Below are 21,734 nucleotides of genomic sequence, written 5' to 3' on the forward strand. Positions count from 1 at the left end.
GTGCAGATCACTTCTGATATTGAACTGTCAGGAGCTGGCTGCACAACAGCCATTACGCCCAATCAACTGGTGCAGTCGTCTTCTGAAAATGACACAATCTTGAAGGGGAAAAGACCCGGATTTTGGTGTGTCGAAATACTGTGCTATTTCGCTACATGTTCCGGGAGGCTAAACGGGTAGTATCTGATTCGGTAGTCCTCAAGTGCCCAGGGGCTGCGGTGCGTGATTACAAAGTGGTTCCACTGATAGGAAACAAGTTCGGGATCTCTGGTGGTTCGTTCGTCTGTGACCGTGACCACGCTCAAGCCGTCGCGGTGAGCTTCCCACTCAAGGCGGTGAATGTAGTAGCCGGGGTGCATTTCGATTAAAGGCGTATCCGGGATCACTCTTGGGAAATGGTCTGCGATGTTCTCAGCGCTCCGTGCTTCCGCTTCGAGCTGGCGCTTCTCTTGCTGGTGGCTTGTCTCTGCGGCAAGCTGGCGCTCAACCTCGGCTAAACGGTGGGCCTTGCGACCGTTCTGGAAATAATTGACGTATGCTGCGTGGGTACGTCCTGACATGTAATGTCCTCCTGTAAAATTTGGATCTTTTTTGATGTGCTGGCTGTACGCTGGAGCGCGTCAGGCGGCGTGAATGTGGAAGGAACGAAGCCCGAAAATCCGGGCGGCGATACCGATCCACGGTATGAGTGATTTCAGATTTTGCTTTAAGGAAGTTGTTAGGCATTTGCCTATCAAACTTTTAAAAATTGATAGTCGGGAAACGCTGGTGCTCCTGTTATTCCCATTTGGAAAATGGTGAAGCTGTAGAACAGATCTAAGAATACTTAATAAGTAGCCCTGTTAGCCCTGTAGCCCTGATCAGACCTGTAGCGGCGCGGGTTTCAAAATACAGGGCTAAAATCGTAGCCCTGTAGCCCTGATCATTTCGTCGGGGTTGGGTAGTATTTATCGACAAACCAGGAAAGGGCGCTCTCCGGGATTTTCCCGCTGCCGTCCTGCGGCGCTCGATACCAAACTGATTTTAACCCTGCTCTGGTGTTCACTCTGGCACTGACATAGCCGTTGTCACGTAACCATTGACTCGCATCCTGTGGTCGCGGGAACGATGGACAAGCATCATGGAATGCCTTGAATGCAAACGCCGGATTCTCTCCAGTGAAGATCTCCGCTTCGTTCTGCTCTTCGGTGATGCTGGCTTGTTTCATGCGTTCCAGCGCCACGCTGTAAGGTGGGCGATAAGGGGTGAACTCGGACAAGGGGTAAGCCATTAGCCAGGCGTGTACGGCTTCCAGACCGCCAACGGCGAGCCACTCCGCAAGGCAGGTGATAAACTCGGCGGTTTCCTCCCTGCTCACCTTGTGGCGTATGTAGTGAGTGCAATAATGGCGGCGGTCATTCGCCTCCACTTCAATCGGACTTTCACTGTTTGAAAAGGTGAAGAATCTTGTAAATGTTAGCACTTTACGGGGCTGTTCGTACTTCCGGTTAATTTCGATAACCGGTTCTGTCTGAATGCTCTTTAGACGGTCTGCCATGTTGCGCGTGGCTGGCGGCGGGTCATCAAACAGGATCAGGATTGTACGGGCCATAGCATCGTTATGGACGCTGGTTAGGGTGCTGTAATTGCTGTACAGCGTTGTCTGGTGCATCAGGAGCGGTGACAAGATTTGATTGAACAAAAAACCCTTGCCCGTTCCGGTGTCGCTTGGGATCACGATGTGCCAGCTTGGGCGCTGTTCCGGGTGCTGGAACATGTGCGCCATGTACGCGCTCACTGTGGCGCGGTCTGTCTGGTCGGGGAAGAGTCGGGCCAGGTAGGAGTGCCATAGTGTCAGATCTGCCGCTGGTGTCTTATCACTGCGCCAGCGCCTGAATGTGTTCAGTGTGCCGTTCTGGTCGATACCGTAGGGCTGCGTCGGGTTGAATTCATTCACCTTGATAAAAGGAATGTGATCCCAGAGTAGGTTTAAATAACTTCGTCGCCACTGCTCACCAGTCGATAAATAGTATTCCCGTTCGAGAATGTCCAGACCGTGATTTGTGTTAGTGGGGATGTGGTGGAGAAGTATTTTACCTTGAGCGGAGATAAAAGCGTATTTCTGTTTCTGTAGATGGTCAATCAGCTTTTCTATTTGTAGCTTTGGATTCATTCGTTTCCTCGTTCGTCATTACCTTACGTAATGTCTTGATAATAAAAGTTGGGCGACTGTCATCACCCTTGCTTGCATCAATCCACGTCAGCAGATCTCGAGCTATTTTAAGTTGCAGCATTATTTAGTATCCTTATTTTTAAAGATGTAACCTTCGGATAATAGCCACTGGTAGAACTCCCCAATCGTTAGTTTATTCACTTCCTTACTGAATAGCTGAATCTCAGATTTGGCTATCTCTGCTGGTGGTTGGTTGTTCCAGTAGCTTCTAAGCCATGATAATGATTTCTCTGCTTTTGTAGTCATCTGTAATACTCCAAATGGTTGAGGTGGTCGAATCGCACGGCGTAATACACCGCAAACTGTTTTAAGATAAATCTGAAGTGGTGTTCTTTTAAATAACCATTCCGGCGCTCAAGCGCGGCATTGTATAATTCATCGTACAAGGTATCGTGAAAGCCAAAATAAACTTCCCACAAAAGCGGAGTAAAATCTTCACGATAAGCAACACGAGACAGGATGAGATTAAAGTCGCCTTCTATGGCATTCGTCACACGGTTCAGGATCAGGCGGCAATGTCCCGTCCTGTGGTCATGGTCAATAACCGGATCTGTCAGTGGTGAGCCTGTTATGAAGTCCCTCCCGTCCTGCTCGGCGATCATCATTTTCCGGTAGTCGCTGGCGCTCCTCTGGGCGAGTTTTGCCGGGTTGCACTTCTGCGCATAAGGTTCAAACATGGGAGCCTTTCACAAAGGATGCACGTAGGCGACCAGAGAAGGTGAGAGCCTCGGTTTCTGCTGCTGCTTGCGCGGCTGCTTCTGCACGTTTACGGCGTTTTTCCTCTGCAACCATCTGTTGGTATAGCTCTTCCGCTTGAGCCTCAAGGGAGGCCATTAAAGCTGCTTCTGCTGCCTCTGTGAGGGAACGGCGCTCTGTGTCGATTTCCTGCTGCTTTTTGTTCATCACGATACGCATTGCAGGATCACCAATGTTGTAGAATGGCTGGCGCTCAAACTCCGCGATTTCGTACCCATCTTGAATAGCGGTCTGTAGCTTAATGAGCACTACCGGATAAAAATCAGAGATACTGAAAACATCCGTGAGATGGGATTCGATGTAATCAGCTACGTATTGATCACGCTGTATTTTAAACTCGGCTTTTATTTCTTTGGTGAATGCTGCTGGTAGCTTAGTCATGAGGACATTGCTCCTTTATAGATAGAAGTTTCTTAATGTTGATTCGGTTGCAGGTGTGACAATAAAATGGGCTTACACCTCCAACAATGTACGAGGTGACGTAATAGAATTTTCCTTCAAAGTATTCCATGCTGAGAACTCCACTATCCACCCATCGATTTATTTCTCGGTGCTCATTGCCATTGCTCCATTCATCTACGAAGTCCTCGAACGTGAAGCAATGTTTCATGATTTCTTCGGCCCAGTACATAAATGCAACTCGGTGTGGAGTGGTTGGCATACCATACTGGCGTAACCTGTCACGATAGATGTGGTATTCGAAACGAGGGAGCCACTTTTTAATTTCTTTCAGATTTTGACTTTTCAACTGTATGAGTTTTCCTTTTCTTTGAGCATAGGAAAGCCTCCTCGGAAGGATTGCCCAAACGTCCAACACAACCGAAATAATCAGACCGGGTGATCTGGGAATCATCGACTTTAAAACGTTTAGCTTCCGGGAGGCTTTATTCTGCGGAGAGTGCGCAAGCTGCGCTATACGATACTAACTATGGGAATAGTAAGAAGTAGATTCTAAGAACAAAAACTATCGCTCAGAGGCGTTTGTTCACAACATTGCTTTCCTAATGTTTATAATACACTAAAAAGCATTTTTTGTCAATTGATTTTTGTTGACTTATGTATTTAAATGTGCATTGCGAGTTGTATTGTCTGGATCTGCATGAGGGGGATTGGATAGTGGGAATACAGCGAAGCTGTCAGAGAGAATGGCCAGTAGCACTCGTTAGAGCGTAGGCATTTGATCGGGGCTTCCGCTGTCCACTACGTCAGATAGCGGCACTGGTGGCTCGGGGAATCATCTTCTGGATGTTGCAGGGCGATTCCTTGGTATCGTCATTGCACCAGTGAGAAGGGCGACGGCTTACCGTGGTCCAGCTTTGGCATTGTTCCGAATAGCTGTTCACGCTTCGTCTACTGCGTCCTGTGCTGCTTGCGCTCAAAGGGTGGGTAAACATCAGGGAGATAGGCTGTAATGCGCACCGGGGCTGGTGGAAGTGGTTAAATGAAGATGTTGAAGACTGCCATCATCGAGACGATTCTCCAGCTTAATCTGGAATCTCATCATGATGAATCTCTGGTGGTGGTCATCGGTGAGCAACGGGAAGAGATAATGCAGGATAAAGTTTAAGGTTAAGTTAAAGGTTAGTTGGGTCAGAGTATGACTTCGGATTACTCCTGCCTACATCAGAGAGTAACAAGAAGGATTATTATCAAGGTTAGGTTAATTCAGATCAGAAATAGAGTGTACACTTGAGTAGTGATTGACACACAGGAACAGACATACACTCTCTTTCATGACTAACATGAAAGATCACTATTGTGCAAAGGTAATTCTCTCTCTTCGAGAGACAAACCTCACTCGCTTCGCTCGCGAACTTCGTGTGTAGGGTAGCACATCATCCCATGCCTTGTCAAGGGCGTGGCTACCATAAAAACTTAAAAATTACTACTTATTTCAAATCTTTCATACTCGCGCTTGTGAACAGATGCGCAACACTTACTTTTTTTTGCTTAAAACTTAATCAGAGGGTAAGTTTTAGGTGGTGAACAGGCTGTACAACAAAGTAGGTTACAATGTGGTGAACATCGCGTATAATGACCTTCAACTAAACATGCTAACGCATTGATTTATATAGATTTGTTAGTGTCTATTCGACGCCTGTGAAGGCGACACCTGAGGAAGCTCAATGAGCGAGAAGTTACAGAAAGTGCTGGCGCGCGCCGGCCACGGTTCGCGTCGTGAAATCGAAGCCATTATTGAAGCAGGCCGCGTGAGTGTGGACGGTAAAATCGCCACGCTCGGTGACCGCGTTGAAATCGTACCGGGGCTGAAGATCCGCATTGACGGCCATCTTATTTCCGTGAAAGAGTCTGCTGAACAGATCTGCCGCGTACTGGCTTACTACAAGCCGGAAGGCGAACTGTGTACCCGCAACGACCCGGAAGGTCGCCCGACGGTGTTTGACCGTCTGCCAAAATTGCGTGGCGCCCGCTGGATTGCCGTAGGCCGTCTGGACGTGAACACCTGTGGCCTGTTGCTGTTCACCACCGATGGTGAACTGGCAAACCGTCTGATGCACCCGAGTCGTGAAGTGGAACGTGAATACGCCGTTCGTGTTTTCGGCCAGGTTGATGAGAACAAACTGCGCGACCTGTCGCGTGGTGTTCAGCTGGAGGACGGCCCTGCGGCGTTCAAAACCATCAAGTTTACCGGTGGTGAAGGCATTAACCAGTGGTACAACGTTACCCTGACAGAGGGACGTAACCGCGAGGTGCGTCGACTGTGGGAAGCGGTCGGTGTCCAGGTGAGTCGCTTGATTCGCGTCCGCTATGGCGACATTCTGCTGCCGAAAGGCCTGCCACGTGGCGGCTATACCGAACTGGATCTGACGCAAACCAACTACCTGCGCGATCTGGTTGGCCTGACGCCAGAAACCACGTCGAAAGTGGCGGTAGAGAAAGATCGTCGTCGCATGAAGGCGAATCAAATCCGCCGTGCGGTGAAACGTCACAGCCAGGTCAGCAGCAATCGCCGCTCTGGCAGCCGTAATAACAACGGTTAATTGAAAAGCCCGGTGAATATACCGGGCTTTTTTTTCAGTAATCAATCCCAATTTGCGCTTTGATACCCGCATCGAACGCATGCTTAACCGGACGCAGCTCGCTGACGGTATCGGCCAGCTCCAGAATGTCCCGATGACACCCGCGCCCCGTGACGATCGCCGTCTGGTGTGCAGGGCGGTTCCTGAGGGCCTCCAGCACGGCTTCCAGCGGCAGGTAGTCATACGCCACCATATAGGTGATCTCATCCAGCAACACCATGTTCAGCGACGGGTCTGAAAGCATTCTTTTGGCATGCTCCCAGACGGCGAGGCAGGCTGCGGTATCGGTTTCCCGGTTCTGGGTATCCCAGGTAAAACCGGTTGCCATTACCTGAAACTCAACGCCATGCGGCTCGAGCAGATTACGCTCGCCGTTGGGCCATTCACCCTTGATAAACTGGATCACGCCCACTTTCTGCCCATGCCCGACTGCGCGGGTGGCGGTCCCAAATGCGGCGGTGGTTTTGCCTTTGCCGTTGCCGGTGAACACGATGAGGATACCGCGCTCGTCCTGAGCGGCCGCCACGCGTGCATCAACCTGTTCTTTCAGACGCTGCTGGCGCTGCTGATGCCGATCATCACTCATTGCGATATCCCCGGTTTGCGGCCTGGCTGGGCATCGAAGGTCATTCCGGTTTTGCGACGGCTGTCGTCACCCATCAGCCACAGGTAAAGGGGCATGATATCGGCCGGGGTTTTAAGCTTCTGCGGATCTTCTGTCGGGAAGGCGCTGGCGCGCATTTTGGTGCGCGTACCGCCTGGATTAATACAGTTAACCCGCAGGTGGCGGCTTTGGTACTCTTCGGCCAGCACCTGCATCATTCCTTCGGTGGCAAATTTTGAGGCGGCGTAAGCCCCCCAGTTCGCACGCCCCTGACGCCCCACGCTGGAGGAGGTAAATACCAGCGAGCCGGAATCGGAGTTGAGTAATAAAGGAAGCAAGGCCTGGGTCAGGAAAAACGTCCCGTTGACGTTAACCTGCATCACCTGTTGCCAAATTTCCGGATCCTGTTCATCCATCGGGCGCACTTCGCCCAGTAACCCCGCGTTGTGCAGTACGCCGTCCAGACGCGGATAATGTGTGCTGATCCGCTGGGCAAGGGCCTGACATGACGCTGGCGTGCAGGTCAGCAGATCGAGCGTATACCAGGGCGTGAGGGTACCGCCGGCGTTTTCGATTTCACGGGCGACGACCTTGAGCTTTTCTTCATTACGTCCCAGCAGAATAAGGCTCGCACCGTATTCAGAATAGGTCAGCGCCGCTTCGCGACCAATCCCGTCGCTGGCACCGGTAACCAGAATGATGCGGTTCTGTAGAAGGTTTTTTTGTGGCTGATAATGCACGGTGGCTCCTCAGGCGCATTGGGCGTGACTTGCACCTTTATTTATGACTTTTCGGCTTTATGCCCGAAACAGCGTCAGAATTCAATCAGTCTACAGGACAGAACGCTGGGAAATTAACAATTTGCAAAGATTTAAACCAGAAGCGGGGGATTCCTGAAGCCGCCTCGCAGAGGTAATGTCCAGAGCGAGACGCCTGCGCAGGGCTGTTGTACACTGGCGTGAAAGATTCGTGGTTAAATCAAGGTGGAACGCGTGGAATTACTTTTTCAGTATGGGTTGTTTTTGGCCAAAATCGCGACGGTGGTTATTGCTGTCGCGGTGATTGCCGTCCTGATTGTCAACCTGACGCAGCGTAAGCGTCAGCGTGGTGAGTTACGCATTACCCGCCTGAGCGAGCAGTATAAAGAGATGCAGGAGGAGATGTCTCTGGCGCTGCTTGACGATCATCAACAGAAGCTGTGGCTAAAAGCCCAGAAGAAAAAACATAAGCAGGACGCCAAAGCCGCGAAGGCGAAAGCTAAGCTCGCCACGCCACAGGCTGACGCAAAACCGCGCGTCTATGTGCTCGATTTTAAAGGTAGCATGGATGCGCATGAAGTCTCCTCTCTGCGTGAAGAAGTGACGGCGGTGCTGGCCGTGGCGACAGCCCAGGATCAGGTGGTGGTACGCCTTGAAAGCCCGGGCGGCGTAGTGCATGGGTATGGACTGGCGGCTTCGCAGTTACAACGTCTGCGGGATAAACAGATCCCGCTCACCGTCGCGGTAGATAAGGTCGCGGCGAGTGGCGGCTATATGATGGCGTGCGTGGCGGATAAAATCGTCGCGGCACCGTTCTCCATTATCGGCTCGATTGGGGTGGTCGCGCAGATCCCTAACTTCAATCGTTTCCTGAAAAATAAAGAGATCGACATCGAACTGCATACGGCGGGTCAGTACAAACGTACGCTGACGCTGCTCGGCGAAAATACCGAAGAGGGACGGCAGAAGTTCCGGGAAGATCTGAACGAAACCCACCATCTGTTCAAGGATTTCGTGCACCGCATGCGCCCAACGCTGGACATTGAGCAGGTGGCTACGGGCGAGCACTGGTACGGCACGCAGGCGCAGGAGAAAGGGCTGGTGGATGAAGTGGGTACCAGCGATGACCTCCTGCTCAACCTGATGGAAGGCCGTGAGCTGGTGGGGGTGCGCTTCACCCGACGTAAGCGCCTGCTCGACCGTTTTACCAATAGCGCGGCAGAAAGCGCGGATCGCCTGCTGCTACGCTGGTTGCAGCGCGGACAAAAGCCGCTGCTGTAAAGACAAACGCGAGGCAGATGCCTCGCGTTTTCGTTTTAATCGACCAGGTGGTACTTCTCTGAGAGGGTATGCGCCAGGTATTTAAACATGTTAAACACGGCGGTGCTTTTCGGGGTGGGTAGCCCTTGTTCATCAAGGAAGTATTCACCGCTGAACACCAGCACGCCATTACGTTGTTCCACGCCAGTCGCTTCAATTCCCGCCAGGGTGTCTTCATGGTCGCGAATGAGTTTGTTTGCTTCGATAAGCAGTGAAGCTCGGTCAATGGGTTGGGTCGTATTCTGCATATTCCACTCCTTAAACAGTGACAATAGTCTACGCCTGGGTCGCTTCGGGGGCAAATTTTCCCTGTTATCCGAGGGGATAAGAAACAGGGGCTGGCTGGCGGGATTTGCTTTTGCATGCTAATAAAGTTGCGTAACGAATTTTATCAGGTACAGTGTGCGCTTTCGTCATTCTGGCAACAGAATTGCTTGACATTCGACCGGGAATTCGTCACGAATGAACTTTGATGTGAGAAAAATACCCGAAAACTCAATGACCTGGATGTCGCCATTCTGACGTTCGGTAACACATAGGGGTTGATATCCCCTGACGATGTCGCAATATCAATGGCTCGTCGTCAGCGGAAGGGAAATCAACGTGCGGCGTATTCCTGGAAGAATTAAATTAGGTAAAGGTGAATATGGGTAAAGCTCTCGTCATCGTTGAGTCCCCGGCAAAAGCCAAAACGATCAATAAATATCTGGGCAATGACTACGTGGTTAAGTCCAGCGTTGGTCACATTCGCGATTTGCCGACCAGTGGCTCAGCCAGCAAAAAGAGCGCAGACTCTACCTCCACCAAAGGGGCTAAAAAGCCTAAAAAGGATGAACGTAGCGCGCTTGTCAACCGCATGGGTGTTAACCCATGGCACAACTGGGATGCACATTACGAAGTGCTGCCAGGCAAAGAAAAAGTCGTTAACGAGCTGAAACAGCTTGCTGAAAAAGCAGACCACATTTATCTCGCAACCGACCTTGACCGCGAAGGGGAGGCCATTGCATGGCACCTGCGGGAAGTGATCGGGGGTGATGACAAACGCTACAGCCGTGTAGTGTTCAACGAAATTACAAAGAATGCGATTCGTCAGGCGTTTGAAAAGCCGGGTGAACTGAATATCGACCGTGTTAACGCTCAGCAGGCGCGTCGCTTTATGGACCGCGTTGTAGGCTACATGGTCTCGCCGTTGCTGTGGAAAAAGGTCGCTCGCGGCCTGTCTGCGGGGCGTGTGCAGTCTGTGGCTGTTCGTCTTGTTGTTGAGCGTGAACGCGAGATCAAAGCGTTCGTCCCGGAAGAGTTCTGGGAAGTGGATGCGAATGTCACCACGCCGGGCGGCGATGCGCTGCCGTTGCAGGTGAGCCACCACAACGACAAACCGTTCCGTCCTGAAAATCGCGATCAAACCATGGCCGCCGTGGCGCTGCTGGAAAAAGCGCGTTATCAGGTTCTGGATCGTGAAGACAAACCGACCAGCAGCAAGCCTGGCGCACCGTTTATCACGTCAACTCTCCAGCAGGCGGCGAGTACGCGTCTGGGCTACGGCGTGAAGAAAACCATGATGATGGCCCAGCGTTTGTATGAAGCGGGTTACATCACCTACATGCGTACTGACTCCACCAACCTGAGCCAGGACGCTGTCAACATGGTGCGTGGCTATATCGAGGACAACTTCGGTAAGAAATACCTGCCGGACAGTCCTAATCAGTACGCCAGCAAAGAGAATTCTCAGGAAGCGCACGAAGCGATTCGTCCTTCTGACGTTTCCGTTCTGGCAGAATCGCTGAAAGATATGGAAGCGGACGCCCAGAAGCTGTATCAGCTGATCTGGCGCCAGTTCGTAGCCTGCCAGATGACGCCAGCGAAATACGACTCCACCACGCTGACCGTCGGCGCGGGTGATTTCCGCCTGAAAGCGCGCGGCCGCATTCTGCGCTTCGACGGCTGGACAAAAGTGATGCCTGCGCTGCGTAAAGGCGATGAAGACAGAACGCTGCCTTCAGTCAACAAAGGTGACGAGCTGTCGCTGGTTGATCTGGTCCCGGCTCAGCACTTCACCAAGCCACCTGCGCGCTTCAGCGAAGCATCGCTGGTGAAAGAGCTGGAAAAACGCGGCATCGGTCGCCCGTCCACCTATGCGTCAATTATTTCGACCATTCAGGATCGTGGATACGTTCGCGTCGAGAACCGTCGTTTCTATGCTGAAAAAATGGGTGAGATTGTCACCGACCGTCTGGAAGCGAACTTCCGCGAGTTGATGAACTATGACTTCACCGCGCAGATGGAAGACAGCCTCGATGAGGTTGCCAGCCATAAGGCAGAGTGGAAGAAAGTTCTCGACAGCTTCTTCAGCGATTTTACCAATCAGCTTGAGAAAGCCGAGAAAGATCCTGAAGAGGGCGGCATGCTGCCTAACCAGATGGTACTGACGAGCATCGACTGCCCAACCTGCGGCCGTAAAATGGGGATCCGTACCGCGACCACGGGCGTGTTCCTCGGTTGCTCTGGCTATGCGCTGTCGCCGAAAGAGCGTTGCAAAACCACCATCAACCTCGTGCCGGAGAACGAAGTTCTCAACGTGCTGGAAGGTGACGATGCGGAGACCAACGCACTGCGCGCCAAACGCCGCTGTAAGAAATGCGGCACGGCGATGGACAGCTACCTGATCGATCCAAAACGCAAACTGCACGTTTGTGGCAATAACCCGACCTGCGATGGTTATGAGATCGAAGAAGGTGAGTTCCGTATTAAGGGCTATGACGGTCCAATCGTTGAGTGTGAGAAATGTGGTTCCGAAATGCACCTGAAAATGGGACGCTTCGGTAAGTACATGGCATGCACCAACGACGACTGTAAAAACACGCGTAAGATCCTGCGTAACGGTGAAGTTGCGCCGCCGAAGGAAGACCCGGTTCCGCTTCCTGAGCTACCGTGCGAGAAGTCAGACGCGTATTTCGTGCTGCGTGACGGTGCTGCCGGGGTATTCCTGGCGGCCAACACCTTCCCGAAATCGCGCGAAACCCGTGCGCCGCTGGTAGAAGAGCTGTACCGCTTCCGCGACCGTCTGCCGGAGAAACTGCGTTACCTGGCCGATGCGCCACAGCAGGATCCGGAAGGCAACAAAACCGTGGTGCGCTTCAGCCGTAAAACGAAGCAGCAGTACGTGGCGGCAGAGAAAGAGGGCAAAGCGACCGGATGGTCAGCCTTCTTTGTCGACGGGAAATGGGTTGAAGGCAAGAAATAATCTTCCCTTACCGTAACTTACCTGTAAAAGGGCCGGACTTCCGGCCCTTTTTTATTACGTAGTTATTATTTTTTTTTCCGTACTATACAGCCTGGCTATAAATGATATAGTGGTTATAGTTAACCCGTTTCTTATTATCAAATCGTCTTAAGCGATTGACGCATGCGCTAAATCGGATGGTCTGGCATGAAATTACAGCAGCTTCGCTATATCGTTGAGGTCGTCAATCATAACCTCAATGTCTCTTCCACCGCAGAAGGTCTTTATACCTCTCAGCCCGGCATCAGTAAGCAGGTGCGTATGCTGGAGGATGAGTTAGGTATTCAGATATTTGCCCGCAGCGGTAAGCACCTGACTCAGGTCACCCCGGCAGGACAGGAAATCATACGCATCGCACGGGAAGTGCTCTCCAAAGTCGACGCCATTAAATCCGTCGCCGGGGAACATACCTGGCCGGATAAAGGCTCTCTGTATATTGCCACCACGCATACACAGGCGCGTTATGCGCTTCCCGGGGTGATCAAAGGCTTCATAGAACGCTATCCCCGCGTTTCCCTGCATATGCATCAGGGATCACCGACGCAAATCGCAGAGGCCGTGTCTAAAGGCAATGCAGACTTCGCTATCGCGACGGAAGCGCTCCATCTGTACGATGATCTGGTCATGCTCCCGTGCTACCACTGGAACCGCTCTATTGTCGTGACCCCGGATCACCCGCTGGCGGGGAAGGGCGAAGTGACAATCGAAGAACTGGCGCAATACCCGCTGGTGACCTATACGTTCGGCTTTACGGGCCGGTCTGAACTGGACACCGCGTTTAACCGCGCCGGATTAACGCCACGGATTGTCTTTACGGCGACGGATGCGGACGTCATAAAAACGTATGTACGTCTGGGCCTGGGCGTTGGGGTTATTGCCAGCATGGCGGTGGATCCTGTCTCAGACCCGGATCTGGTGCGTCTGGATGCGCATGATATTTTCAGTCACAGCACCACCAAGATAGGTTTTCGTCGCAGCACGTTCCTGCGCAGCTATATGTATGATTTTATTCAACGCTTTGCGCCACATTTAACGCGCGATGTGGTGGATACAGCTGTGGCGTTACGCTCCAATGAAGACATCGAAGAGATGTTTAAAGACATTAAACTTCCCGCCAAATAATCACTCCCGGTATCTTTCTCTTGCGGAAAGATACCGTCATTCCGCTTTAAATCTGAATTAGAATTATCATCATCTACGCCCACTGTCATATATCGTCATAACCCATTTGATGACTATGGTTTTACTGTCGCAAATTTGCGACAAAAGTAGAAACTAATTTACAGCTGTGCAAATTATTCTTTTCAATTATTTATTTCGGGTCAAAAGATTGAATTTTCCCGGGCTCGGATACGTAAATTCACTGGCTTTTCGGCTAAAGTTTCTTTAGGATTTATCTCATCAGATGATTACTTGTGCCAATTGTTTGGTCTCTAAATGATAAGCGATATCGATTGTATGAGGTTAGCAATGCCGTCAGGAAGTGAAGAACCGCAAAGGGATCCCGCGCTTAAGCGTAAAGCCTGGCTGGCGGTCTTTCTTGGCTCTGCCCTGTTCTGGGTGGTGGTTGCTCTTCTTGTCTGGAATTACTGGGGTTGATTATGGTCATGACGGTGCGTACAGAAGCGAGAAAAGAGATGTGTCAGCTTCGTGACAATGCTCACAAAGCCCGTAAGGCGCCAGCAACCAGCGTGCCAGCTTCCTGGAAACTGACGCCGCAGCAGCAGGCCTTTATTGATGTGTTCGCGGAAGACGAACCCAAAAAACAATAATTTTGATTTTTGCGTAATGATGCAAATAGTCTGAACATAGACTGTGCACTTTTGTACTCCTTAATAAATACACATCAGCAATATAGAACGAGGGCAGACCTCGCAACCTTAAATAATTAAAGACTGGTGTCCCTATGATGAATAACATGACAACCGTAAAATACTGGTCATGGCTCGGCGTATTCTCAGCGTCGATCCTCTTCTGGTGTCAGCTCCTCTGGCTGGCCCTGCACTAAATCGTAAAACCTCGCCACGGCGGGGTTTTTTGTTTTATCCCTCGCGTTGGACCATTCCTAAATTTATCAATTTGGGTTGTTATCAAAACGTTACGACATCTTTGTGTTATCTTTAATTACAGCCCTGATGATTGTCAGGACATCCCTGTTTTTAAGGAGGAGCTTATGTCGTTAACCCTACGCGAAGCCAGTAAGGACACATTACAGGCGGAAAATAAAACCTGGCGCTACTACAGCTTACCGCTGGCTGCCAGAACGCTTGGGGACATTTCGCGGTTACCCAAGTCGTTGAAAGTCTTACTGGAAAACCTCTTGCGCTGGCAGGATGGCGACTCGGTTACCGAGGAGGATATCCAGGCTCTGGCAGGGTGGCTGAAAAATGCTCATGCAGACAGAGAAATTGCCTATCGCCCGGCCAGAGTGCTGATGCAGGATTTCACCGGCGTGCCAGCGGTGGTGGATTTGGCAGCTATGCGTGAAGCCGTTAAGCGTCTCGGGGGCGATACAGCTAAGGTTAACCCCTTGTCCCCGGTAGACCTCGTCATTGACCACTCCGTCACCGTCGATCACTTTGGTGACGACGATGCTTTCGGCGAAAACGTCCGTCTGGAGATGGAACGTAACCATGAACGCTACGTATTTCTGAAATGGGGTCAGCAGGCTTTCAGCCGCTTCAGCGTTGTTCCACCGGGCACTGGCATTTGTCACCAGGTCAACCTGGAATATCTTGGCAAAGCCGTCTGGAGTGAATTGCAGGATAAAGAGTGGGTGGCTTACCCTGATACGCTGGTGGGCACCGATTCACACACCACCATGATTAACGGCCTTGGCGTTCTGGGCTGGGGCGTCGGTGGTATTGAAGCGGAAGCGGCCATGCTCGGCCAGCCGGTATCAATGCTCATTCCCGATGTGGTGGGCTTTAAGCTGACCGGTAAATTGTCCGAAGGCATTACCGCCACGGATCTGGTTCTGACGGTCACCCAGATGCTGCGTAAGCATGGCGTGGTGGGCAAATTCGTTGAATTTTATGGCGATGGTCTGGATTCACTGCCGCTGGCGGACCGGGCCACCATCGCCAACATGGCTCCGGAATATGGCGCGACCTGCGGCTTTTTCCCGATTGATAGCGTTACGCTGGAGTATATGCGCCTCAGCGGTCGCAGCGAGGAGCAGGTGGCTCTCGTTGAGGCTTATACCAAAGCGCAGGGCATGTGGCGTAACCCGGGTGACGAGCCGGTATTTACCAGTACGCTGGAGCTGGATATGGGCACAGTTGAGGCAAGCCTCGCAGGGCCAAAACGTCCGCAGGACCGCGTCGCCCTGAGCAACGTTCCGAAAGCCTTTGCCGCCAGCAATGAGCTGGAAGTTAACGCCGCACAAAAAGATCACCGTCCGGTGGACTATGTTCTGAACGGGCATCAGTATCAGCTCCCTGACGGCGCCGTGGTGATCGCCGCTATCACTTCCTGTACCAACACGTCCAACCCGAGTGTGTTAATGGCTGCCGGGCTGCTGGCAAAAAAAGCGGTAGAGCTGGGGCTCAAGCCACAGCCTTGGGTTAAAGCCTCCCTGGCGCCTGGTTCGAAAGTGGTATCCGATTACCTGGCACAGGCCAGACTCACGCCTTACCTCGACGAGCTGGGCTTTAACCTGGTGGGCTACGGCTGTACGACCTGCATCGGTAACTCTGGTCCACTGCCTGAACCTATTGAAATGGCGATCAAGCAGGGGGATTTGACCGTTGGCGCGGTACTTTCCGGTAACCGAAACTTTGAAGGGCGTATTCATCCGCTAGTGAAAACCAACTGGCTGGCCTCGCCGCCGCTGGTTGTAGCCTATGCGCTGGCCGGAAACATGAACATTAACCTGGCGACCGATCCGATTGGTCACGATCGCAAAAATGAACCGGTCTATCTGAAAGACATCTGGCCATCATCGCGCGAAATTGCGCGCGCGGTAGAGAAAGTTTCCACCGAGATGTTCCGCAAAGAGTATGCGGAAGTGTTCGAAGGCACAGCGGAATGGAAAGCGATCGACGTGGTGGGTTCCGATACCTATGACTGGCAGGATGATTCCACCTATATTCGCCTGTCGCCATTCTTCGACGAAATGCTGGCGGAGCCTGCACCGCTGAAAGATATTCACGGCGCGCGCATTCTGGCGATGCTGGGCGATTCCGTCACCACCGACCATATCTCCCCTGCGGGTAGCATCAAGGCGGACAGTCCGGCAGGTCGGTATCTGCAAAGTCGTGGCGTGGAACGTCGCGATTTCAACTCCTACGGTTCGCGCCGCGGTAACCACGAAGTGATGATGCGCGGGACCTTTGCCAACATCCGCATTCGCAATGAAATGGTCCCAGGCGTGGAAGGGGGTATGACGCGCCACCTGCCGGATACAGAGGTCATTTCAATTTATGACACAGCCATGAAGTATCAGCAGCAGGGTACGCCGCTGGCCGTTATTGCCGGTAAAGAGTACGGCTCCGGTTCCAGTCGCGACTGGGCGGCAAAAGGTCCGCGTCTGCTCGGGGTTCGCGTGGTGATTGCCGAATCCTTTGAACGTATCCACCGCTCAAACCTGATCGGGATGGGGATCCTGCCGCTGGAGTTCCCGCAGGGCGTAACGCGTAAAACGCTGGGTTTGACCGGGGAAGAGCAGATTGATGTCAGCGGTCTGCAAAATCTGCAACCGGGTAAAACCGTTCCGGTGAAGTTAACGCGCGCAGATGGAACGACAGAAGTGCTGGATTGCCGGTGTCGTATTGATACGGCAACAGAGCTGACCTATTATCAGAACGACGGCATTTTACATTATGTGATTCGTAAGATGTTGGACTGATAAAACTCGCCCGGCACATGTGCCGGGCGTTTTGCGTTTACTCGCTCAGCAGATGCCCCATTTTGGCAGCTTTGGTATCGAGGTAGTGCGCGTTTTTCGGGTTGCGGCCGACAATCAGCGGTACGCGTTCCACAATATTGATGCCCGCTTCAGTGAGGATTTCCACCTTTTTCGGGTTATTGGTCAACAGACGCACTTCGTCCACGCCCAGCAGCTTGAACATATCCGCGCACAGGGTGAAATCGCGCTCGTCAGCAGCAAAGCCGAGCTGATGGTTCGCTTCGACGGTATCGTAGCCCTGATCCTGCAACGCGTAGGCGCGGATTTTATTCAGCAGTCCAATATTGCGACCTTCCTGACGGTGATACAGCAGAACGCCACGTCCTTCCTCTGCGATATGAGAAAGGGCGGCTTCAAGCTGAAAACCGCAGTCGCACCGCAGACTGAACAGCGCGTCACCGGTCAGACATTCTGAATGAACGCGGGACAGCACCGGCGTTTGCCCCGAAATGTCGCCGAACACCAGGGCGACGTGATCTTGCCCGGTTGCCAGTTCTTCAAAACCCACCATCAGGAAATCGCCCCATGGGGTTGGCAGTTTGGCTTCTGCCACACGTTTAAGCTGCATGTGATTCTCCAGACCAGGCTGACACGTTTCGTGCCTTTGCCCCATTATGCTTTCTGTATCGGACTATTTTGCCACAAGCCCGGCAACTTCACCTAATCACCACCACGCTTTACAAACGTTAAACGCACAATCCGACATATCCACCAGAATGATGAAATTCAGTTATGATTGTGGTGCTTAGTGAAAAAGGAGAGGACATGCTTTCAATTGCCAGACGAACGGCCGCAGGAGCTGCCGTATTGCTCGTTATACCCCTGGTCGTTTGGTTCTCCGGCTGGATGTGGCAGCCCGGACAAAACGAGACGTGGCTGAAAGCCTTATACTGGATAACCGAGACGGTCACCCAGCCGTGGGGGATTATTACGCACGTGCTGCTCTGTGGCTGGTTCCTGTGGTGCCTGCGCTTTCGCCTTCGCGCGGCGCTGGTACTGTTCGCTATTCTCGGCGGCGCCATACTTATCGGGCAAGGGGTGAAGTCGTGGGTCAAGGATCGTGTGCAGGAACCCCGTCCTTTCGTCGTCTGGCTGGAAAAAACGCATCATGTTCCGGTGGATGAGTTCTACAATTTAAAGCGTAAAGATCGCGGTGCGTTGGTAAAGGAGCAGCTTGCAGAACAGCAGGATATCCCGACCTTTTTACGCAAACACTGGCAAAAAGAGACCGGCTTTGCGTTTCCTTCCGGGCATACGATGTTTGCTGCCAGCTGGGCGCTACTTGGCGTGGGACTGCTGTGGCCGCGTCGGCGTACCCTCACGATTGCGATTTTGCTGGTCTGGGCGACAGGCGTAATGGGCAGCCGGATGCTGCTGGGGATGCACTGGCCGCGTGATTTGGTGGTGGCAACGCTGATCTCGTGGGTACTGGTGACGCTGGCGACCTGGCTTGCACAACGTTTTTGTGGACCATTGACGCCGCCGCCGGAAGAGAAGGAAGAAATAGCCGAAAGGGAGTCTGGCGGAACCTGAAGGTTGATATTCCGCATTTTGACCATAAATCCATGTAGGGCGCGTTACTTTTTCCATTTCGCGCCCGCCACTAAAATGGTAGCTTATAAGGCTGATTGCAGTGAGTTGAACACGCTTTATACGCTCGAACCACATAACGGGAAGTCATGTGAAATATTTACTCATTTTCTTACTGGTGTTGGCGATTTTTGTCATTTCAGTCACATTGGGCGCGCAAAACGATCAACAGGTAAGTTTTAACTATCTGCTGGCGCAGGGCGAGTACCGGGTGTCGAGCCTGCTGGCGGTGTTATTCGCGGCGGGTTTTGTCATCGGCTGGCTTGTATGCGGCCTGTTCTGGCTTAAGGTTCGTGTTTCTCTTGTTCGCGCTGAACGTAAAATTAAACGACTTGAACATCAACTTACGCCTGCGTCTGACATTCCGGCGAGCTCTGGTGTGCCGGTAGTCAAGGAATAATCGAATATGCTGGAGTTGTTGTTTCTGCTTTTGCCTGTCGCCGCAGCCTATGGCTGGTATATGGGCCGCAGAAGCGCGCAACAAACAAAACAGGATGAAGCAAACCGACTCTCCCGTGACTACGTAGCGGGGGTGAACTTCCTGCTGAGCAATCAGCAGGACAAAGCGGTGGATCTGTTCCTCGACATGCTTAAAGAGGATACCGGCACCGTTGAGGCGCATCTCACCCTGGGAAACCTGTTCCGCTCGCGCGGAGAGGTTGACCGTGCCATTCGTATCCACCAGACCCTGATGGAAAGCGCTTCGTTGACCTATGAGCAACGGTTGCTGGCCGTGCAGCAACTTGGGCGGGATTACATGGCTGCGGGGCTTTACGATCGCGCCGAGGATATGTTCTCTCAGTTGGTGGATGAGACGGACTTCCGTATCGGTGCGCTTCAGCAGCTTCTGCAAATCTATCAGGCCACCAGCGACTGGCAAAAAGCGATTGATACCGCCGAACGGCTGGTCAAACTCGGTAAAGACAAACAACGCGTCGAAATTGCCCACTTCTATTGCGAGCTGGCTCTCCAGCAGATGGGTAGCGATGACATGGATAAAGCCATGGCATTGTTAAAGAAAGGCGCTGCGGCCGATCGCAACAGCGCGCGCATCTCGATCATGATGGGGCGGGTCTTTATGGCTAACGGTGATTACGCCAGAGCCGTGGAGAGCCTGCTTCGCGTTATCGATCAGGACAAAGAGCTGGTCAGCGAAACGCTGGAAATGCTGCAAACCTGCTATCAGCAGTTAGGTAAGCAGGACGAGTGGGTTGCGTTTCTGCGTCGCTGCGTTGAAGAAAACACCGGTGCCACAGCCGAACTGATGCTGTCAGATGTCGTCGAAGAGCACGAAGGGAGTGATACCGCCCAGGTATACATTACCCGTCAGTTGCAGCGTCATCCTACCATGCGGGTATTCCATAAGCTGATGGATTACCACCTTAATGACGCAGAAGAAGGGCGCGCTAAAGAGAGCCTGATGGTGCTGCGAGACATGGTGGGTGAACAGGTGCGGAGCAAACCGCGCTATCGCTGCCAGAAATGCGGTTTCACCGCCTATTCGCTTTACTGGCATTGCCCTTCCTGCCGGGCGTGGTCCACCATTAAGCCAATCCGAGGTCTGGACGGGCAGTGATTTTTTAAAACGCCTCATTTTAGTTACAACATACTAATGGTTGTAGTAATTTCATCAGCACCGAGCGGTCTGGGGTTCGGCAGGAAAAGCATTCGATTCTGTTCATTTACCCCGAGGGCAGGTAGAATGCACGCCGTTTATCTGTTCCGCGCCGCTGCGCGCCCATAGACAAAAAGGGCTGGTCATGACGTCTGTTACATCCTCCACTTCCCGCGTAGTTACCGATTCTCCCGTAGTTGTCGCTCTGGATTACAATAACCGTGACGCCGCACTGGCCTTTGTTGATGGCATTGATCCCCGCGATTGCCGTCTGAAAGTAGGCAAAGAGATGTTTACGCTGTTCGGCCCGTCAATCGTCCGCGATCTGCACCAGCGTGGCTTCGACGTTTTCCTCGACCTGAAATTCCATGATATTCCAAATACCACTGCGCACGCCGTAGCTGCGGCGGCTGAACTGGGCGTGTGGATGGTTAACGTTCATGCATCCGGCGGGGCACGCATGATGACGGCTGCGCGCGAAGCGCTGGTGCCGTTTGGCAATGACGCTCCGCTTCTGATCGCCGTCACCGTGCTGACCAGTATGGATGAATCCGACCTGCGCGACCTGGGTGTGACGTTGTCACCTGCCGAACACGCGGAGCGTCTGGCGCGCCTCACGCAACAGTGTGGTCTCGATGGCGTGGTCTGTTCGGCTCAGGAGGCGGTTCGCTTCAAATCTGTGCTAGGCCGCGACTTTAAACTGGTAACGCCAGGTATCCGTCCGGCAGGCAGCGAGTCTGGGGATCAGCGACGCATCATGACGCCAGAGCAGGCGCTGAGCGCGGGTGTAGACTATATGGTGATTGGTCGCCCGGTGACGCAATCCGCTCATCCGGCAGAGACCCTGAAAGCGATTAATGCATCACTGAAAAAGGGGGCATAATGCGTGACGCCAACAGTCGTCTGGTCTATTCAACGGATACCGGGCGCATTGAAGAGCCAAAAGAGAAAGCTGAACGTCCAAAAGGCGATGGTATCGTGCGAATTCAGCGCCAGACCAGCGGCAGGAAAGGTAAAGGGGTTTGCCTTGTCACTGGCATTGATCTGGATGATGCAGACCTGGTAAAGCTCGCCGCTGAACTTAAAAAGAAGTGCGGATGCGGTGGGGCAGTAAAAGACGGCATTATTGAGATTCAGGGTGATAAACGGGATTTAATTAAAACGCTGCTGGAAGCCAAAGGAATGAAAGTTAAACTGGCGGGCGGCTAAAATAAATGAGCCACGGACATTGCCGTGGCTCTTTTTTTAACGTGCGTAAGTCAGACCTGAAAATACAAAATATATTATTATACCGGTGAGAGCCGTTATGGTGATTATTTGCCCACCTGGTGACCGATAACACCACCTACGGCAGCACCACCTAATGTACCCAGCGTACTACCATCCGTTAATACTGCACCACCAAGCGCACCAGCACCGGCACCAATCGCGGTGTTACGGTCACGTTTAGACCAGTTAGAGCAAGCGCTCAGGGACATTGCTACAGTGATTGCCAGAACAGCGGCGGCTAATTTTTTGCTGGTAAAGGTCATAATACTTTCTCCTGAATTATCGATTCACGGAAAGGAATGCACTTTAAGTATAGACAATATCCATACTTAAATTCTGTTCCCGTGAAAGCTGGTCGCGCAGGCGTTTCATCATCA

Annotated in this window: 24 protein-coding genes; 14 read left to right on the forward strand and 10 right to left on the reverse strand. The window is 52.3% G+C overall.

What is annotated here, in order from left to right; translation table 11 throughout:
- Positions 1-143: 143 nt before the first annotated feature.
- The 5 genes from ACOTWU_RS11230 to ACOTWU_RS11250 form a co-directional block, all read right to left on the reverse strand.
- A complete protein-coding gene (locus tag ACOTWU_RS11230; RefSeq protein WP_006810857.1) occupies positions 144-560 on the reverse strand; it encodes a hypothetical protein in 417 nt (138 codons plus the stop codon).
- A gap of 362 nt (positions 561-922) precedes the next feature.
- A complete protein-coding gene (locus tag ACOTWU_RS11235; protein ID WP_220719519.1) occupies positions 923-2,152 on the reverse strand; it encodes a primase-helicase family protein in 1,230 nt (409 codons plus the stop codon).
- Entirely contained in the window at positions 2,118-2,273 is a 156-nt protein-coding gene (locus ACOTWU_RS11240; protein WP_154591465.1) for a hypothetical protein, read from the reverse strand. Before ACOTWU_RS11240 ends, ACOTWU_RS11235 begins: the two co-directional genes overlap by 35 nt.
- Positions 2,274-2,454: 181 nt before the next feature.
- Entirely contained in the window at positions 2,455-2,889 is a 435-nt protein-coding gene (locus ACOTWU_RS11245; protein WP_220719521.1) for a hypothetical protein, read from the reverse strand.
- Complete coding sequence (locus tag ACOTWU_RS11250; RefSeq protein WP_421625766.1) at positions 2,882-3,349, reverse strand: hypothetical protein; 468 nt, start codon at positions 3,347-3,349, stop codon at positions 2,882-2,884. Before ACOTWU_RS11250 ends, ACOTWU_RS11245 begins: the two co-directional genes overlap by 8 nt.
- Before the next feature lie 1,060 nt (positions 3,350-4,409).
- Here ACOTWU_RS11250 and ACOTWU_RS11255 point away from each other — a divergent pair.
- Together ACOTWU_RS11255 and rluB are read left to right on the forward strand one after the other, a co-directional pair.
- Positions 4,410-4,535: a hypothetical protein gene (locus ACOTWU_RS11255; RefSeq protein ID WP_006810850.1), complete on the forward strand. Its 126-nt coding sequence runs from the start codon at positions 4,410-4,412 to the stop codon at positions 4,533-4,535.
- Positions 4,536-5,094: 559 nt separating this feature from the next.
- Positions 5,095-5,970, forward strand: coding sequence for a 23S rRNA pseudouridine(2605) synthase RluB (rluB, locus tag ACOTWU_RS11260; RefSeq protein WP_003856794.1), 876 nt, complete (start codon positions 5,095-5,097; stop codon positions 5,968-5,970).
- Between the two features lie 34 nt (positions 5,971-6,004).
- Here rluB and cobO read toward each other — a convergent pair whose 3' ends face one another.
- Both cobO and ACOTWU_RS11270 read right to left on the reverse strand, forming a co-directional pair.
- The gene (gene cobO, locus ACOTWU_RS11265; RefSeq protein ID WP_015570385.1) at positions 6,005-6,595 is read right to left on the reverse strand and encodes a cob(I)yrinic acid a,c-diamide adenosyltransferase; all 591 of its coding nucleotides are present in this window, start codon (positions 6,593-6,595) and stop codon (positions 6,005-6,007) included.
- Entirely contained in the window at positions 6,592-7,353 is a 762-nt protein-coding gene (locus tag ACOTWU_RS11270; protein ID WP_126498580.1) for a YciK family oxidoreductase, read from the reverse strand. The genes cobO and ACOTWU_RS11270 overlap by 4 nt, the downstream gene beginning before the upstream one ends.
- A 252-nt stretch (positions 7,354-7,605) precedes the next feature.
- Here ACOTWU_RS11270 and sohB point away from each other — a divergent pair, with 252 nt between their 5' ends.
- Entirely contained in the window at positions 7,606-8,652 is a 1,047-nt protein-coding gene (gene sohB / locus ACOTWU_RS11275; RefSeq protein WP_017384218.1) for a protease SohB, read from the forward strand.
- Between the two features lie 35 nt (positions 8,653-8,687).
- Here the strand turns inward: sohB and ACOTWU_RS11280 are convergent, their stop codons facing one another.
- Entirely contained in the window at positions 8,688-8,939 is a 252-nt protein-coding gene (locus ACOTWU_RS11280; RefSeq protein WP_003856804.1) for a YciN family protein, read from the reverse strand.
- 398 nt (positions 8,940-9,337) lie between these two features.
- Between ACOTWU_RS11280 and topA the strand changes: the two genes are divergently transcribed.
- The 6 genes from topA to acnA all read left to right on the forward strand — a co-directional run bounded on the left by topA (position 9,338) and on the right by acnA (position 16,823).
- Positions 9,338-11,935: a type I DNA topoisomerase gene (topA, locus tag ACOTWU_RS11285; RefSeq protein WP_003856806.1), complete on the forward strand. Its 2,598-nt coding sequence runs from the start codon at positions 9,338-9,340 to the stop codon at positions 11,933-11,935.
- A gap of 186 nt (positions 11,936-12,121) precedes the next feature.
- The gene (gene cysB / locus ACOTWU_RS11290) at positions 12,122-13,096 is read left to right on the forward strand and encodes an HTH-type transcriptional regulator CysB (protein ID WP_006810844.1); all 975 of its coding nucleotides are present in this window, start codon (positions 12,122-12,124) and stop codon (positions 13,094-13,096) included.
- Positions 13,097-13,432: 336 nt separating this feature from the next.
- Positions 13,433-13,573 carry a YmiA family putative membrane protein gene (locus tag ACOTWU_RS11295; RefSeq protein ID WP_213083754.1) on the forward strand — a complete coding sequence of 47 codons (141 nt, stop codon included), beginning with the start codon at positions 13,433-13,435 and terminating at the stop codon, positions 13,571-13,573.
- Positions 13,574-13,575: 2 nt separating this feature from the next.
- Complete coding sequence (locus tag ACOTWU_RS11300; RefSeq protein ID WP_006810843.1) at positions 13,576-13,746, forward strand: hypothetical protein; 171 nt, start codon at positions 13,576-13,578, stop codon at positions 13,744-13,746.
- A gap of 137 nt (positions 13,747-13,883) precedes the next feature.
- Positions 13,884-13,982: a small membrane protein YmiC gene (gene ymiC, locus ACOTWU_RS11305; protein ID WP_032103392.1), complete on the forward strand. Its 99-nt coding sequence runs from the start codon at positions 13,884-13,886 to the stop codon at positions 13,980-13,982.
- A gap of 165 nt (positions 13,983-14,147) precedes the next feature.
- A complete protein-coding gene (gene acnA / locus ACOTWU_RS11310) occupies positions 14,148-16,823 on the forward strand; it encodes an aconitate hydratase AcnA (protein WP_126498579.1) in 2,676 nt (891 codons plus the stop codon).
- Between the two features lie 37 nt (positions 16,824-16,860).
- On the opposite strand, the gene ribA is transcribed toward acnA, so the two are convergent.
- Positions 16,861-17,451: a GTP cyclohydrolase II gene (gene ribA, locus ACOTWU_RS11315; protein WP_003856813.1), complete on the reverse strand. Its 591-nt coding sequence runs from the start codon at positions 17,449-17,451 to the stop codon at positions 16,861-16,863.
- A 197-nt stretch (positions 17,452-17,648) separates the two neighbouring features.
- On the opposite strand from ribA, the gene pgpB reads away from it, so the two are divergent.
- The 5 genes from pgpB to yciH all read left to right on the forward strand — a co-directional run bounded on the left by pgpB (position 17,649) and on the right by yciH (position 21,297).
- On the forward strand, positions 17,649-18,416 hold the full coding sequence (pgpB, locus tag ACOTWU_RS11320; protein ID WP_003856815.1) for a phosphatidylglycerophosphatase B: 768 nt from the start codon (positions 17,649-17,651) through the stop codon (positions 18,414-18,416).
- Between the two features lie 148 nt (positions 18,417-18,564).
- The gene (locus ACOTWU_RS11325; protein ID WP_003856817.1) at positions 18,565-18,873 is read left to right on the forward strand and encodes a LapA family protein; all 309 of its coding nucleotides are present in this window, start codon (positions 18,565-18,567) and stop codon (positions 18,871-18,873) included.
- Positions 18,874-18,879: 6 nt separating this feature from the next.
- The gene (gene lapB / locus ACOTWU_RS11330) at positions 18,880-20,049 is read left to right on the forward strand and encodes a lipopolysaccharide assembly protein LapB (RefSeq protein WP_049134440.1); all 1,170 of its coding nucleotides are present in this window, start codon (positions 18,880-18,882) and stop codon (positions 20,047-20,049) included.
- A gap of 184 nt (positions 20,050-20,233) precedes the next feature.
- Positions 20,234-20,971, forward strand: coding sequence for an orotidine-5'-phosphate decarboxylase (gene pyrF / locus ACOTWU_RS11335; RefSeq protein WP_045911817.1), 738 nt, complete (start codon positions 20,234-20,236; stop codon positions 20,969-20,971).
- Positions 20,971-21,297 carry a stress response translation initiation inhibitor YciH gene (gene yciH / locus ACOTWU_RS11340; protein WP_003856822.1) on the forward strand — a complete coding sequence of 109 codons (327 nt, stop codon included), beginning with the start codon at positions 20,971-20,973 and terminating at the stop codon, positions 21,295-21,297. The genes pyrF and yciH overlap by 1 nt, the downstream gene beginning before the upstream one ends.
- Positions 21,298-21,401: 104 nt before the next feature.
- Here yciH and osmB read toward each other — a convergent pair whose 3' ends face one another.
- On the reverse strand, positions 21,402-21,620 hold the full coding sequence (osmB, locus tag ACOTWU_RS11345) for an osmotically-inducible lipoprotein OsmB (RefSeq protein WP_017384212.1): 219 nt from the start codon (positions 21,618-21,620) through the stop codon (positions 21,402-21,404).
- Positions 21,621-21,734: the final 114 nt, after the last annotated feature.

The sequence above is a fragment of the Enterobacter cloacae complex sp. GYL001 genome, assembly GCF_049237125.1.
GTDB lineage: Bacteria > Pseudomonadota > Gammaproteobacteria > Enterobacterales > Enterobacteriaceae > Enterobacter > Enterobacter hormaechei_C.

What these genes read in the sequence shown, in the direction of transcription:
- ACOTWU_RS11235 (WP_220719519.1), bottom strand. Translation starts at nt 2,152, where the DNA reads ATGAATCCAAAGCTACAAATAGAAAAGCTGATTGACCATCTACAGAAA.
- ribA (WP_003856813.1), bottom strand. Translation starts at nt 17,451, where the DNA reads ATGCAGCTTAAACGTGTGGCAGAAGCCAAACTGCCAACCCCATGGGGC.
- rluB (WP_003856794.1), top strand. Translation starts at nt 5,095, where the DNA reads ATGAGCGAGAAGTTACAGAAAGTGCTGGCGCGCGCCGGCCACGGTTCG.
- lapB (WP_049134440.1), top strand. Translation starts at nt 18,880, where the DNA reads ATGCTGGAGTTGTTGTTTCTGCTTTTGCCTGTCGCCGCAGCCTATGGC.
- ACOTWU_RS11250 (WP_421625766.1), bottom strand. Translation starts at nt 3,349, where the DNA reads ATGACTAAGCTACCAGCAGCATTCACCAAAGAAATAAAAGCCGAGTTT.
- yciH (WP_003856822.1), top strand. Translation starts at nt 20,971, where the DNA reads ATGCGTGACGCCAACAGTCGTCTGGTCTATTCAACGGATACCGGGCGC.
- cysB (WP_006810844.1), top strand. Translation starts at nt 12,122, where the DNA reads ATGAAATTACAGCAGCTTCGCTATATCGTTGAGGTCGTCAATCATAAC.
- ACOTWU_RS11230 (WP_006810857.1), bottom strand. Translation starts at nt 560, where the DNA reads ATGTCAGGACGTACCCACGCAGCATACGTCAATTATTTCCAGAACGGT.
- ACOTWU_RS11280 (WP_003856804.1), bottom strand. Translation starts at nt 8,939, where the DNA reads ATGCAGAATACGACCCAACCCATTGACCGAGCTTCACTGCTTATCGAA.
- ACOTWU_RS11295 (WP_213083754.1), top strand. Translation starts at nt 13,433, where the DNA reads ATGAGGTTAGCAATGCCGTCAGGAAGTGAAGAACCGCAAAGGGATCCC.
- acnA (WP_126498579.1), top strand. Translation starts at nt 14,148, where the DNA reads ATGTCGTTAACCCTACGCGAAGCCAGTAAGGACACATTACAGGCGGAA.
- ACOTWU_RS11245 (WP_220719521.1), bottom strand. Translation starts at nt 2,889, where the DNA reads ATGTTTGAACCTTATGCGCAGAAGTGCAACCCGGCAAAACTCGCCCAG.
- ymiC (WP_032103392.1), top strand. Translation starts at nt 13,884, where the DNA reads ATGAATAACATGACAACCGTAAAATACTGGTCATGGCTCGGCGTATTC.
- ACOTWU_RS11255 (WP_006810850.1), top strand. Translation starts at nt 4,410, where the DNA reads ATGAAGATGTTGAAGACTGCCATCATCGAGACGATTCTCCAGCTTAAT.
- ACOTWU_RS11300 (WP_006810843.1), top strand. Translation starts at nt 13,576, where the DNA reads ATGGTCATGACGGTGCGTACAGAAGCGAGAAAAGAGATGTGTCAGCTT.
- pgpB (WP_003856815.1), top strand. Translation starts at nt 17,649, where the DNA reads ATGCTTTCAATTGCCAGACGAACGGCCGCAGGAGCTGCCGTATTGCTC.
- ACOTWU_RS11240 (WP_154591465.1), bottom strand. Translation starts at nt 2,273, where the DNA reads ATGCTGCAACTTAAAATAGCTCGAGATCTGCTGACGTGGATTGATGCA.
- pyrF (WP_045911817.1), top strand. Translation starts at nt 20,234, where the DNA reads ATGACGTCTGTTACATCCTCCACTTCCCGCGTAGTTACCGATTCTCCC.
- topA (WP_003856806.1), top strand. Translation starts at nt 9,338, where the DNA reads ATGGGTAAAGCTCTCGTCATCGTTGAGTCCCCGGCAAAAGCCAAAACG.
- osmB (WP_017384212.1), bottom strand. Translation starts at nt 21,620, where the DNA reads ATGACCTTTACCAGCAAAAAATTAGCCGCCGCTGTTCTGGCAATCACT.
- cobO (WP_015570385.1), bottom strand. Translation starts at nt 6,595, where the DNA reads ATGAGTGATGATCGGCATCAGCAGCGCCAGCAGCGTCTGAAAGAACAG.